Here is a 13317-nt window from a genome sequence, read left to right as displayed (position 1 = left end):
GGTTATCGTCAGCGATGTTTGACGAGGCGTTTTTACGCCTGTAACTCTTGAGTAAGCAACAATGAGCACATTACTAACCGCACAATCCTTACACGTTGATACGGCATTCGGCACGCTATTCGACGATCTTTCCTTTACCCTGAAAAAAGGCGACCGCATCGGGCTTATCGGTTACAACGGCTGCGGCAAAAGCACGCTGTTAAAACTGCTCGATGGCACAATTTCGCCGACCCGTGGGGTTATCGCGCAGGCAAATCACTGCCATCTCGCCCGTGTAGAACAACATCTCCCAGACGAAATACTGCCGCTCACGCTGCAGGAAGCCGTTCTGGCTCAACTGCCCGAGCATGAACGCGCAGGTCAGCAGTGGCGAGTTGAAGCACTGCTCGCTGAAATGGGGTTCACGCCGGAGAATTTATCTCTGACAGCACACACGCTGAGCGGCGGCCAACACACGCGTCTGTTATTGGCGCGGGCGCTGATGCGAAACCCTGACCTGCTGCTGCTGGATGAGCCGGGTAACCACCTGGACTTGCCAACATTATTGTGGCTGGAACAGTTCTTACAAAACTGGTCTGGCAGTTTTGTGGTGGTTTCCCACGACCCGCAACTGTTAGACGCGGTGACTCACGGAACCTGGATCCTGCGCGATCGAACTCTCCATGCCTTCGATCTGCCTTGTAGCGCGGCGCGTCAGGCTCTGGCAGAAAGAGACATCAGCGATGCTCTGCGCCATAAGGCTGAGCAAAAGGAGATAGACCGGGTGACCGCCAGCGCCAAACGGCTGGCTACCTGGGGGCGGGTCTACGACAACGAAGATCTTTCCCGCAAGGCCAAGCAGATGGAAAAACAGGTACAGCGCCTGAAAGAGGTACAGACTGAAGTGACGTCAGGAAGTCAGTGGACACTAACATTGCAGGGAGATGCCCTGCGTGCGGATCGTTTGCTGGAGATGACTAATCTGTCCGTGGCCCCTGTTCCCGACGCTGATACGCTGTTTTCCATTGCCGGTCTCCGGTTAAAAAGCGGCGATCGCGTGGCGATTGTCGGGCGCAACGGTTGTGGGAAATCATCGTTGTTAAGGCTTATCTGGCAACAGTTTCACTCACAACTGGCATCACCTTCACTGGTGTTGCACCCGCGCGTTACGTTGGGGTATTACGACCAGACGCTGCACCAACTCGCAGATAACGATTCGTTATTTGACGCGCTGGAGCCGTTTGCTCCGCAGCCTGATATCCGCAAAATGGCGCTGATTAGCGCGGGTTTTCCGTGGGTTCGTCACGCGCAGCGGATCAGTTCCCTAAGCGGCGGTGAGCGCTCCCGGCTGTTGTTTGTTGGGCTAACGCTTGCGCGCTACAGCCTGCTGATGCTCGATGAACCGACCAACCATCTGGATCTGGAAGGTAAAGAGGCGTTGGCAGAAACGCTGCAAAGCTATAACGGCGGCGTGTTGTTGGTCAGTCACGACCGTCAGCTTATCAGCCAAAGCTGTAACCGGTTTTGGTTGATCGACAAGGGCGAACTCAGTGAATGGCACGATCTGGACGCGGTCAATGCGCGTATTCGGGAAACATCCTCGGAGATAACCGTTCCCAAAACGGTGGTCGTTGCGAGAGTCGAAATAAGCGGTGACAGCGATGGATTGCTGGAACAACTTCTTGAGCTGGAGCAGCGTCTGGCTGACGATCTTGCCCGCAAGCCGAAACATCAAAAGCCGCTGTTACAGGCGCAATGGCGTGAGGAGATTGAGCGCCTGAACTCACAACTGGAGTAAACCGTATTGCCGGATGGCAGCCTACGTCAGCAAAATGCGCGTGTAGGCCCGTCATCCGGCTTATCTTTTGTTATTGCGGTTTTTTCTCTTTCCAGGCATCCCAGGCCTGCTTGATCTCTTGCTTTGCCGTAGCGGCGTCATTGAAACCGTTTAATTCGACCTTCTTGCGCCCTTCCGGCAGATCTTTGTACACGCGGAAGAAAGACTCCAGACGTTGAACTTCAATCTTAGGCAGGTCGCTCAACTCTTTGATGTTGTCATAAGTGGGGTCAATTTTGCTGGCCGGAACGGCGACAATTTTATCGTCCTTTTCACCGCCGTCAATCATCTTCAGTACGCCTATAGCCCGCAGCTTAATCAACGTTCCCGGGGCCAGCGGCGCACGGGTATAAAAGATAACATCCAGCGGATCGCCGTCACCGGCTAAAGACTGGGTTAGTGAACCGTAGTTGGCGGGATAGGCAACCGGCATTGACTGGAAGCGATCGGCCACGATAAAACCGGTTTTGGCGTCAGTTTCATATTTAATCATTCCACCTGCCGGGATTTCGGTTACGGCATAAAACTCTTCAGGGTTATTTTCCGGTTGAGGAAATTCGAGGATGTTCTGCGCCTGAGCGGACGCACAAAGAAACACGCTGACTGCGAGTAATTTTTTCACCAGATGCATTGTCTTTTAACTCTTCTATTATTGGAAAGACAATACCTTACGTTCAGCAGATGACAGAAACATGACGTTTTTTTGGCAATAAATATCCTCCGGCATAGCCGGAGGTTTTTCGGATGCGCCTATAAGGCTCTGTTACCAGCCGCGCCCTAACAGGCGCATACGATCTGACATTTGCATCAGACTTCGTTACTTACGGCCCGTAAACGGGCTACCCGCATAAGGGATCGATAACTGCTCACCCATTTTATCTTCTGCAAGCTGGTGCTTTATGTATTCCTGTATCTTCACCGTGTTCTTACCCACCGTATCTACGTAGTATCCCCGGCACCAGAACTCTCTATTCCTGTACTTGAATTTCATATCCCCAAACTGTTCATACAGCATCAGACTGCTTTTCCCTTTCAGATACCCCATAAAGCCGGATACGCTCATTTTGGGTGGGATTTCCACAAGCATATGGATATGATCCGCACAGCATTCCGCTTCCAGGATCCGCACGTTTTTCCACTCACACAGCTTTCTTAAGATGCTGCCTATCGCCCTGCGTTTCTCACCGTAGAATGCTTGTCTTCGGTATTTGGGCGCAAAAACTATGTGATATTTACAGTTCCATCGGGTGTGCGCTAAGCTCTTTTCGTCCCCCATTGGGACCCCCTTTTGATTTCTTGTTAAACATTTGCAGTTGCCAGACCGCAATGTGTTTTAACAAATCAAAAGGGGTTTTAATAACTGGCCCAAAGCTGAAAGCTTTCCGGAACCCCCAGCCTAGCTGGGGGTTTTCTGTGCACAAAAAATGGCGCTACAGGTGTAGCGCCATTACGATCAGGGCACGTCAGGAGTTAGTTAACCCCTTCCTCGCTCTCTTTTTTCGCTTCTTGTCGTTCAACTTCGCGATACCAGCGTGGGTGATGTTTCTTCGCCCAGCGACGGCTCACTTTCCCTTCGACCATGCCTTTAATCGATCCTTTCACCCAGAATGCCATATACATGTGGATGAGGATGGCGTGCATCAGGATAATCCCCGCAGCCGCATGGATAAGCAGGCTATAGCGCACGACCTGCATCGGGAAGAACTGCGCAAAGTATGGACGCCAGATAATGATGCCGGTGATCAGCAGCACGAAAATCATGCTCATGATCGACCAGAACATCATTTTCTGTCCGGCATTGTACTTACCCACGTCCGCCACTTTGTGTTCATTGCCTTTCAGCACTTCCACAATGTTTTTCAGCCACGGGATATCTTTTTTATCCGGGATGTTGTGGTGAACAAAGCGTACAAACATGAACATCAGCGCCACGAAGATCAGCAGTCCGAAGAACGGGTGCAAAATGCGCCCCATCTGCGGCGTACCGAAGGTCTGCGTCAGCCATTGCAGAGTCGGGAAGAAAAACGAAATCCCCGACAACGCCACCAGGAAGAAGCAGATCACCACCGTCCAGTGACAGGCGCGGTCGATAAACTTCGTGCGCACAATCATTTTCGACTTACTCATGATGATCCTCCTCGTCGTCGTCCACTTCCTTATTCGGACCGATACCAATGTAGTGGTAAATCAGTCCGGCGAAGGTGGCGATAAATCCGGCAGCGGCCAGCGGTTTCAGCGCCCCTTTCCACAGATTGATAGAGGTATCGATCTGCGGTTCTTTCGGCAGGCCGTGATACAGCTCCGGCTGGTTGGCATGATGCAGAACGTACATCACGTGCGTGCCACCCACACCTTCCGGGTTGTAGACACCGGCATGTTCATAACCGCGTGCTTTCAGTTTTGCCACACGCTGTTCGCCCATTTCCAGCATTTCCTGCTTGGTGCCGAAATGGATTGCCCCGGTCGGACAGGTCTTCACGCAGGCAGGTTCCTGCCCGACGCTGACGCGGTCCACACAAAGCGTACATTTATATACGCGGTTATCCTCTTTATTGAGGCGCGGAATATTAAATGGACACCCGGCAATACAGTAGCCGCAGCCAATGCAGTGCTCTGACTGAAAATCAACAATCCCGTTGGCGTACTGGATGATAGCCCCGGCAGACGGGCATGCCTTCAGGCAGCCCGGATCTTCACAGTGCATACAGCCGTCTTTACGAATCAACCACTCGAGTTTGCCGTTCTGTTCGGTTTCGGTAAACCGCATCACCGTCCAGGACTTGGCGCTAAGATCGGCAGGGTTGTCATACACCCCGACGCAGTGGCCGACTTCATCGCGGATATCATTCCACTCTGAGCATGCCACCTGACAGGCCTTACAGCCTATGCAGGTGGAAACGTCGATCAGCTTCGCGACCTCAGATTTGTAATCACGGGCCTGAGGCGGCGGCGTGATGGCGTTTGTTGCGGACCGTTTGATGATGTCCTGCGTTTCCATAGACATATGTTCGCCTCCCTTACGCCTTCTCGATGTTAACTAAAAACGCTTTGTATTCCGGCGTTTGCGAGTTTGCATCACCGACATTCGGCGTCAGGGTGTTGGCGATATAGCCTTTACGCGCGACTCCTTCAAAGCCCCAGTGGATCGGGATCCCAACCGTTTCAACCTGCTGACCGTTGACGTGCAGAGTACGCAGACGACGGGTAACCACGGCAACTGCGCGAATAAATCCACGCTTGCTGCTAACTTTGACGTGATCACCGTTGGAGATCCCCTTCGCTGCCGCCAGCGTTTCGCTGATTTCCACAAACTGCTCTGGCTGGGCAATCGCATTCAGCAATGCGTGCTTGGTCCAGGTATGGAAATGTTCGGTCAGACGATAGGTCGTCCCGACGTACGGGAAGTCCTGTTTCGTGCCCATGCGTAACTTATCCGCTTCGTACAGACGCGCTGCCGGGTTGGAGATCACGTTCGGATGCAGCGGGTTCGTACCCAGCGGCGTTTCCATCGGCTCGTAGTGTTCCGGGAACGGACCTTCCGCCATCTTATCGATAGCGAACAGACGACCCAGCCCTTCCGGCTGCATAATAAACGGATTGGTGCCACTGCCCGGTGCTGCGGTGTTGAAGTCCGGGATATCGTTCCCCGTCCACTTCGTGCCGTTCCACTGGATCAGCATGCGTTTTGGATCCCATGGCTTACCTTGCGGGTCCGCCGAAGCGCGGTTATACAACACGCGACGGTTTAACGGCCATGCCCAGGCCCAGCCCAGCGTATTACCGAGACCTGACGGGTCGGCGTTATCGCGATTGGCCATCTGGTTGCCCTGCTCGGTCCAGCTACCGGTATAAATCCAGCAGGACGATGACGTAGACCCATCATCGCGCAGAAGCGCAAAGCTGCTGAGTAACTGGCCTTTCTTCGCAACCAGCACACCGTTGGCATCATAGAGATCTTCCAGCGCATAGCCGTTGTTCTCTTTTGCCACTTCCTCGGAGTGCGGTTCGTCCGGCTGCTTATAGTTCCAGCTCATTTTCAGCACGGGTTCTACGGCTTTACCGCCTTCAGTGCGATACATGTCGCGCAGACGGTGATAAATACCGGCCAGAATTTCGCCGTCGTTGCGGGCTTCACCCGGGGCATCCTGACCTTTCCAGTGCCACTGCAGCCAGCGACCGGAGTTGGCGATGGAGCCGTCCTCTTCCGCAAAGCAGGTGGATGGCAAACGGAAGACTTCGGTCTGAATAGAAGCCGGATCAACGTCGTTTGATTCGCCGTGGTTCTGCCAGAACGTTGAGGTTTCAGTCACCAGCGGATCGATAATCACCAGATACTTCAGTTTGCTCAGGCACTGCACCACTTTGTTTTTGTCCGGGAAGGACGCGACCGGGTTAAAGCCCTGACAGATGTAGCCGGTGACTTTCCCGCTATCCATCATGTTGAAGTATTTGATGACGTCGTAGGACTGATCCCACTTCGGCAGCCACTCAAAGCCCCAGTCGTTTTCTTTCTGCGCCGCATTGCCGTAGAAAGATTTCATCAGGCTGACGAAGAATTTTGGGTAGTTGCCCCAGTAGTTCACCTGATCGGCCAACGTCGCTTTTGGCGTGTTAGCAGCCAGATAGGTTTGCAGATCGGCCTGTTTCTCTGACGGCAGCGTCAGGTAGCCTGGCAGACTGGTAGAGAGCAGCCCTAAGTCGGTTAAACCCTGAATGTTGGAGTGACCGCGTAAAGCGTTGACCCCGCCACCTGCCATCCCCATGTTGCCGAGCAGCAACTGGATCATCGCCATGGTACGGATGTTCTGCGCCCCGACGGTATGCTGTGTCCAGCCCAGCGCATACAGGAACGTGGTGGTGCGATCCGCTGCGCTGGTAGAAGCCAGCACTTCGCAAACTTTCAGGAAGTCTTCTTTTGGCGTACCGCAGATGTTTTCCACCACATCCGGCGTGTAGCGGGAAACGTGCTGTTTTAGCAGATTCCAGACACAGCGAGGATGGGTTAACGTTTCATCGCGTTTCGCGTAGCCGTTTTCATCGAACTGGTAGTTCCAGGACGATTTATCGTATTGGCGTTTTTTCGCGTCGTAACCGCTGAACAGGCCGTCTTCAAAAGCAAAATCATCCCGCACCAGCAGGCTGGCGTTGGTGTAATGCTTAACGTATTCAGCGTTGATTTTGTTGTTTTCAATCAGATACAGCAAGACGCCGGACAGGAACGTAATGTCCGTGCCGGAACGAATTGGCGCGTAAATATCCGCTACCGAGGCTGTACGTGTAAAACGGGGGTCAACAACAATTAGCGTGGCATCATTGTTGTTTTTAGCTTCCATCGCCCAGCGGAATCCCACCGGATGTGCTTCAGCGGCGTTACCGCCCATCACCATCACGACGTTGGCGTTTTTAATATCAACCCAGTGGTTGGTCATCGCACCGCGACCAAATGTTGGAGCAAGACTTGCTACCGTTGGTCCGTGTCAGACGCGCGCCTGGTTGTCTACTGCCAGCATGCCGAGTGAGCGCACAAATTTTTGCGTCAGCATGCCGGTTTCATTACTTGCCGCAGATGCGCACAGCATCCCGGTAGAAAGCCAGCGGTTTACCGTTACGCCCTGCTCATTCTTCTCAATAAAGTTGGCGTCGCGGTCAGTTTTCATCAGCTTCGCGATACGGGTGAAAGCCTCATCCCAGCTGATACGCTGCCATTTTTCGGAGCCTGGAGCGCGATATTCCGGGTAACGCAGACGGTTTTCACTGTGCACGTAATCCAGTAATCCTGCGCCCTTAGGGCATAATGCCCCACGGCTCACCGGATGATCTGGATCCCCTTCAATATGGTAAATCGACTCTTTGGCGTTTTTTGCTCCATCTCCCAGGCTATACATTAATAGCCCGCAACCTACGGAACAGTATGTGCAGGTGTTTCGGATCTCTTTGGCGCGCAACAGCTTATAGTTTCGCGCCTGAGCCAGTGCCATTTTGGGTGCAAAACCCAGAGCGGCTACTGTTGTTCCCGCCATACCGCCCGCGCAGATTTTAAAAAATTGTCTGCGGCTGACGTCCATTGCTTTCCTCTTTTTTGCAGGGATTCGTACAGGAAATCTCTCAAATTGCGCCAGCGCGGCATGATTGAAAGATGACATGTACAACTTCGCGACGAAACTATCAGCTATATCCATATTTTTTTTGCGTCAAATCAATAACGAAACGGTTCCGCTACTAAATAGTGCACTTCGCTTAACCTTTGTACCCATAAGGGAGTAGACAAAAGGGAATTAATTAGCGCGCTACGGTGTAAAGGTGCTATACATTTCAGCTTAATTTTTGCCAGTACCATGGACAGACAATCAGCATGACAAAACAAAAAGCAACGTTAATTGGGCTTATTGCCATCGTGCTCTGGAGCACGATGGTCGGGCTTATTCGTGGGGTAAGCGAAGGACTGGGGCCGGCAGGCGGCGCGGCGATGATTTTTACATTAAGCGGCCTGTTGCTGATATTTACCGTCGGATTCCCAAATATCAGAAAAATTCCTGTGCGATATTTAATCGCCGGCAGCGTGCTTTTTGTTAGCTATGAAATATGTTTAGCGCTGGCCCTGGGCTATGCCGCCACTCGTCACCAGGCTATTGAAGTCGGTATGGTCAATTATCTCTGGCCAAGTCTGACAATATTATTCGCCATCTTATTTAATGGCCAAAAAACAACCTGGTTGGTGATTCCCGGATTAATCATCGCATTGACCGGGGTTTGTTGGGTGTTGGGGGGCGAAAACGGTCTTAATCCTGGAGAAATTATCAGCAATGTTGCCAGCAGTCCGCTTAGCTATTTCCTCGCCTTTCTCGGCGCTTTTATCTGGGCAACGTATTGCACGGTGACCAATAAATATGCAAAAGGTTTTAACGGTATCACCGTGTTCGTTTTACTAACGGCGGCAAGTTTGTGGGTTTACTATTTTATTACGCCTCAACCGGAAATGGTTTTCAGCACTTCGGTGACGATTAAAATGTTCACTGCAGCATTAACGTTAGGATTTGCCTATGCCGCGTGGAATATTGGCATTTTGCATGGCAACGTGACCGTTATGGCCGTCGGATCTTATTTTACTCCAGTGCTGTCCTCTGCGCTGGCGGCAGTGTTGCTCAGTGCCCCGCTGTCACTATCCTTCTGGCAAGGAGCGCTGATGGTCTGCGCGGGGTCTCTGCTTTGCTGGCTGGCAACGCGCCGTGCCTGAAAAAAAGTCGGGTTTTATCACAAACAAATAAAATCCGGCTATACTTTAGACAATTTAATGAATAATAATTGTTCATTCCACTGCGGTTTATGTTTATATTTGTTTAATTAAATGTTAAATGCATGGAAATTAATTAACACCCGAAAGTATTACTCGGTCATCTATATATCTTCACATGTATATATTACACCTGCGAAACTAACGCCATTTAAATCATAGCCTGCACAATAGTTCCCCATGTAAATATACCCATTCCGATCTGTCACATATTAAGATTAATACAATCAGCTATATTATGTAGATCTGGATCACACAACTTCAAATATTTCGCAATATTATGAAACTTATTATTGAACTTATACCACTGCGTCATTTAAAAATGGTTTGCCATTGACGAACCCCTTCGTTTAGCAATGGTTTAGGAAACACACCAAGAAATAATTATAAGGATTATTTAGAATGAAACTTAAATTAGTTGCAGTGGCAGTGACTAGCCTGTTGGCGGCAGGTGCGGTAAACGCAGCTGAGGTATATAACAAAGACGCAAACAAACTGGACCTGTACGGTAAAGTTCACGCTCAACACTACTTCTCTAACGATACCAGCAGCGATGGCGACAAAACTTACGCGCGTCTGGGCTTCAAAGGCGAAACTCAGATCAACGACCAACTGGTTGGTTTTGGTCAGTGGGAATATGAATTTAAAGGCAACCGTTCTGAAAATCAGGGTTCCGACAAAGATAAAACCCGTCTGGCATTCGCTGGTCTGAAATTCGCTGAATACGGTTCTTTTGACTACGGTCGTAACTACGGCGTAGCTTACGACATCGGCGCATGGACCGACGTTCTGCCAGAGTTCGGTGGCGATACCTGGACCCAGACTGACGTCTTCATGACTGGTCGTACTACTGGCGTTGCAACCTACCGTAACACCGACTTCTTCGGTCTGGTCGAAGGTCTGAACTTTGCCCTGCAGTACCAGGGTAAAAACGATCGTAGCGCCGACAAAGAAGCTAACGGCGACGGCTTCGGTCTGTCAACTACCTATGAGTACGATGGCTTCGGCGTAGGTGCAGCCTATGCGAAATCTGACCGTACTGACTCCCAGAACAACCACAGCGGTCAGTTCAAAGCTGACGGTAAGAACGCTGAAGTTTGGGCTGCTGGCCTGAAATATGATGCGAACAACATCTACCTGGCAACCACCTACTCCGAAACCCGTAACATGACTACCTTTGGTGGTACTGTTAAAGGTACTGAGATCATCGGTATTGCAAATAAAGCACAGAACTTTGAAGCTGTTGCTCAGTACCAGTTCGACTTCGGTCTGCGTCCGTCCGTTGCTTACCTGAAGTCTAAAGGTAAAGACATCAACGGTTACGGCGACCAGGATCTGGTTGAATACGTAGACCTGGGTGCTACCTACTACTTCAACAAAAACATGTCCACCTTCGTTGATTACAAAATCAACCTGCTGGATGCCAACAACTTCACAAGAGCTGCCGGTGTAAGCACTGACAACATCGTTGCTGTTGGTCTGAACTACCAGTTCTAATTTTGTTGTAGTCTGAATACAAAGCCAGTCCTTCCAGGGCTGGCTTTTTCTCTTAATGTAGACTCGGTCATAAGGAGTATGCCGTGCAGACATTCACTGGTCGTTGTCTTTGCGGGCAGAGTCATTTTACCGTCGACGTCGAAATGCTGGATGTCTATGCCTGTCATTGTACGCTGTGCCAGAAGTGGTCAGGTGGCATCGCTATGTATCTGGAAGCCAGCGCTCAGCCGCTGATGTCGCCGGATTCAGCAGAACCTTCGCACTTCCCATCTTCAAATCGTGGTGAACGTTTTTTCTGTTCCGGTTGCGGGTGCCCGCTGTGGTTTACCCTAACGGGTAGCGATCGTTATTTTGTGCCGTGGACGCTGCTGGAGCTGAATGAGGTGGATCGCCGCCGCCTGGTTTTAGCGGCAGAGATCTATACGGAAACACAGCCTGCGTTCTGGAGGCTGACGGGGCAATACGCTCGACTGAGTGGGAAAGAAGTCGAAGAGATGGATTACCCCTGTCATTTAGCCCATTAGTTATTGACGCTGTACCTTTGCCAGACTGAACCACATTCCTACCGCTAATACGATAAGCATGCTGCCGGCGCTGCTTAAGGCCACGCTGTGCGACCAGGTAAAGGCTTCTTTAGCAGCCGACAGCAACGCCTCACTCAGCGACGGCGGGAGCGAGTGCGCCAGTTGCACCGCCTCACCCATTGACGATGAGGCTCGTTCTATCTCCTGTGGATTAAGTCCGACAGGCGGCAGAATCGAGGCTGAAAAGCTGCGGCTCAACAACAAACCAAAGATAGCGATCCCAAGCCCGGCCCCCAGTTCATAAGCCATTGTCTCAATGGCGCCCGCGGCTGCGGCTTTTTCTGCCGGGGCTGCCGCCATGATAGCCGCCGTCGAGGCCAGCAGCGCACTGGCGGCGCTGAAACCGAGCAAAGCCATTAATATCCAGGCTTGAATCTGCTGAGTACTGAAATCTGTCATCGCCAGGCCGTAAAAACTGACGGCGCTAAGCGCCATACCCGCCGTTGCCACACAACGTAATCCCAGGCGTGACACCAGCATACCGGCAATGGGTCCGCTGAAGCCGCTTGCCAGCATCACCGGCAGCATAAACACTCCCGCCTGATACGGTGTTAAACCATGAACAAACTGTAGCTCCTGAGCCATCAGTAACTCGAAACCCACCAGAGTTATCATGGCGGTCATCGCCATCACAACGCCGCTTAAGATGATACGATGCGTGAACAGCCGCATATCAATCATCGGGCGGGAAGCAGCGAGCTGAATGCGGACAAACTGCCACAACAGTAACGCGCCGGTTAACAGCGTCAACGCAATGGCAGCGGTCGCCGTATGCCCTTTCAGCGCGGTTTTAGCGCTGTAAACCAGCAGCAGAATGGCGACAATCAGCATTATCGCATGACCGAAATTTAACGACTGATCGCGACGTCCGGCCTGGCGCGGCACTAAACGTGCGGTTAAGGCCATCACCACCAGGACAATCGGTACATTAATTAAGAATACGGATCCCCAGTAGAAGTGCTCCAGCAGCATTCCACCAACCAGTGGGCCAAATGCCGCACCGCCGGAACCCACGGCAGCCCAGACACCGAGCGCCATATTGCGATGCCGTTGCTCAGCGAATGTGGCGCGAATACCCGCAAGCGTTGCCGGAACAATCATCGCCGCCCCAATCGCCAATACAGCCCGAGTGGCAATCAGCCAACCCGCGCTGTGGGCAAAGGCAGCGGCCAGCGATGCGAGACCAAATAATCCGCCCCCTAACAGCAACAGACGTTTAAAGCCAATACGATCGCCCAGCGCGCCCATTGGCAATACCATTCCGGCCATTACCAGAGAATAAATATCAATGATCCACAGCAGCTCGTTACCACTGGCACCCAGCGTCATACTCAGCGTGGGCGCGGCAACGTGCAGCACCGTTGCATCAATCGCAACAGGGATGTAGACCAGTACAATAATGACTAACGTTAACCACTGACGAAACATAAAACTCCCTAACGAAACTGAAACTGGACACGTGTCCAGCTTTAGCGATCCTACGGAAATTTGAACGTATGTCCAACTTTTTGTTAGACTGCGTGCTATACGGGTACAGGAGGAAAGATGAGCTATCTGAATCGGGACGAACGTCGGGAAGTTATTCTGCAAGCGGCCATGCGTGTCGCGCTTGAGGAAGGATTTACTGCGATGACGGTGCGGCGTATTGCCACGGAAGCTCAGGTGTCCACCGGGCAGGTACACCATCACTTTACCTCTGCGGGTGAGTTAAAATCCCTCGCTTTTGTGCAACTGATACGGACCCTTCTGGATGCCGAACAGGTCAGTGATAACGCCAGCTTCCGCGAACGACTGCATGCTATGTTGGGCAGCGAAGATGGCGGGTTCGAACCCTACATTAAACTGTGGCGCGAAGCGCAGGTCCTGGCGGATAAAGATCCGGAAATCAAAAGCGCCTACCTGCTAACCATGCGGATGTGGCATGAAGAAACCGCCGCTATCATCACTCAAGGACAGAGTGCAGGTGAATTCTCAGCAATACCGGATGCGGCCGAGGTGGCCTGGCGCTTAATCGCATTGGTTTGCGGCCTGGATGGCATCTATGTCTTAGGCATTGAGGAAATGGCCGACCCTGCATTCGTGCGCCATTTGGATCGTATGATTACGTTAGAGTTAGTTAATTGATGTTA

11 protein-coding genes are annotated in these 13317 nt (G+C 51.8%); 5 read left to right on the top strand and 6 right to left on the bottom strand.

What is annotated here, in order from left to right; translation table 11 throughout:
• Positions 1-61: 61 nt before the first annotated feature.
• Positions 62-1777: an ABC-F family ATP-binding cassette domain-containing protein gene (locus HV237_RS12135; RefSeq protein ID WP_047359113.1), complete on the top strand. Its 1716-nt coding sequence runs from the start codon at positions 62-64 to the stop codon at positions 1775-1777.
• A gap of 70 nt (positions 1778-1847) precedes the next feature.
• On the opposite strand, the gene HV237_RS12130 is transcribed toward HV237_RS12135, so the two are convergent.
• From HV237_RS12130 to fdnG, 5 genes are all read right to left on the bottom strand, one after another.
• The gene (locus HV237_RS12130) at positions 1848-2447 is read right to left on the bottom strand and encodes an inorganic diphosphatase (protein WP_046276368.1); all 600 of its coding nucleotides are present in this window, start codon (positions 2445-2447) and stop codon (positions 1848-1850) included.
• Between the two features lie 186 nt (positions 2448-2633).
• Positions 2634-3092, bottom strand: coding sequence for an IS200/IS605 family transposase (gene tnpA / locus HV237_RS12125; protein WP_079778750.1), 459 nt, complete (start codon positions 3090-3092; stop codon positions 2634-2636).
• A 194-nt stretch (positions 3093-3286) separates the two neighbouring features.
• Entirely contained in the window at positions 3287-3943 is a 657-nt protein-coding gene (gene fdnI, locus HV237_RS12120) for a formate dehydrogenase-N subunit gamma (RefSeq protein ID WP_016153106.1), read from the bottom strand.
• Positions 3936-4820 (bottom strand): formate dehydrogenase N subunit beta, encoded by an 885-nt coding sequence (gene fdnH / locus HV237_RS12115; RefSeq protein WP_047359248.1) that lies wholly within the window; start codon positions 4818-4820, stop codon positions 3936-3938. The genes fdnI and fdnH overlap by 8 nt, the downstream gene beginning before the upstream one ends.
• A gap of 13 nt (positions 4821-4833) precedes the next feature.
• Positions 4834-7881 (bottom strand): formate dehydrogenase-N subunit alpha, encoded by a 3048-nt coding sequence (gene fdnG, locus HV237_RS12110; protein ID WP_135107982.1) that lies wholly within the window; start codon positions 7879-7881, stop codon positions 4834-4836.
• Between the two features lie 287 nt (positions 7882-8168).
• Here fdnG and yddG point away from each other — a divergent pair, with 287 nt between their 5' ends.
• The 3 genes from yddG to HV237_RS12095 all read left to right on the top strand — a co-directional run bounded on the left by yddG (position 8169) and on the right by HV237_RS12095 (position 11128).
• The gene (gene yddG, locus HV237_RS12105; protein ID WP_016156546.1) at positions 8169-9050 is read left to right on the top strand and encodes an aromatic amino acid efflux DMT transporter YddG; all 882 of its coding nucleotides are present in this window, start codon (positions 8169-8171) and stop codon (positions 9048-9050) included.
• A 459-nt stretch (positions 9051-9509) separates the two neighbouring features.
• On the top strand, positions 9510-10604 hold the full coding sequence (ompD, locus tag HV237_RS12100; RefSeq protein ID WP_131350773.1) for a porin OmpD: 1095 nt from the start codon (positions 9510-9512) through the stop codon (positions 10602-10604).
• Between the two features lie 143 nt (positions 10605-10747).
• Positions 10748-11128 carry a GFA family protein gene (locus HV237_RS12095; RefSeq protein ID WP_087121860.1) on the top strand — a complete coding sequence of 127 codons (381 nt, stop codon included), beginning with the start codon at positions 10748-10750 and terminating at the stop codon, positions 11126-11128.
• Here HV237_RS12095 and HV237_RS12090 read toward each other — a convergent pair whose 3' ends face one another.
• Entirely contained in the window at positions 11129-12616 is a 1488-nt protein-coding gene (locus HV237_RS12090; RefSeq protein WP_181541830.1) for an MFS transporter, read from the bottom strand.
• Between the two features lie 117 nt (positions 12617-12733).
• On the opposite strand from HV237_RS12090, the gene HV237_RS12085 reads away from it, so the two are divergent.
• Positions 12734-13312 (top strand): TetR family transcriptional regulator, encoded by a 579-nt coding sequence (locus tag HV237_RS12085; protein WP_047358147.1) that lies wholly within the window; start codon positions 12734-12736, stop codon positions 13310-13312.
• Positions 13313-13317 lie beyond the last annotated feature (5 nt).

The sequence above is a fragment of the Citrobacter sp. RHBSTW-00570 genome (genome assembly GCF_013739755.1).
Lineage (GTDB): Bacteria > Pseudomonadota > Gammaproteobacteria > Enterobacterales > Enterobacteriaceae > Citrobacter > Citrobacter braakii.
Note: the sequence above shows the minus strand (reverse complement) of the source record. Positions and strands in the feature narration are given on the sequence as shown.

Excerpts from the sequence above, each read along its gene's own strand:
- HV237_RS12135 (WP_047359113.1), top strand. The coding sequence starts at position 62 with ATGAGCACATTACTAACCGCACAATCCTTACACGTTGATACGGCATTC.
- HV237_RS12130 (WP_046276368.1), bottom strand. The coding sequence starts at position 2,447 with ATGCATCTGGTGAAAAAATTACTCGCAGTCAGCGTGTTTCTTTGTGCG.
- tnpA (WP_079778750.1), bottom strand. The coding sequence starts at position 3,092 with ATGGGGGACGAAAAGAGCTTAGCGCACACCCGATGGAACTGTAAATAT.
- fdnI (WP_016153106.1), bottom strand. The coding sequence starts at position 3,943 with ATGAGTAAGTCGAAAATGATTGTGCGCACGAAGTTTATCGACCGCGCC.
- fdnH (WP_047359248.1), bottom strand. The coding sequence starts at position 4,820 with ATGTCTATGGAAACGCAGGACATCATCAAACGGTCCGCAACAAACGCC.
- yddG (WP_016156546.1), top strand. The coding sequence starts at position 8,169 with ATGACAAAACAAAAAGCAACGTTAATTGGGCTTATTGCCATCGTGCTC.
- ompD (WP_131350773.1), top strand. The coding sequence starts at position 9,510 with ATGAAACTTAAATTAGTTGCAGTGGCAGTGACTAGCCTGTTGGCGGCA.
- HV237_RS12095 (WP_087121860.1), top strand. The coding sequence starts at position 10,748 with ATGCTGGATGTCTATGCCTGTCATTGTACGCTGTGCCAGAAGTGGTCA.
- HV237_RS12090 (WP_181541830.1), bottom strand. The coding sequence starts at position 12,616 with ATGTTTCGTCAGTGGTTAACGTTAGTCATTATTGTACTGGTCTACATC.
- HV237_RS12085 (WP_047358147.1), top strand. The coding sequence starts at position 12,734 with ATGAGCTATCTGAATCGGGACGAACGTCGGGAAGTTATTCTGCAAGCG.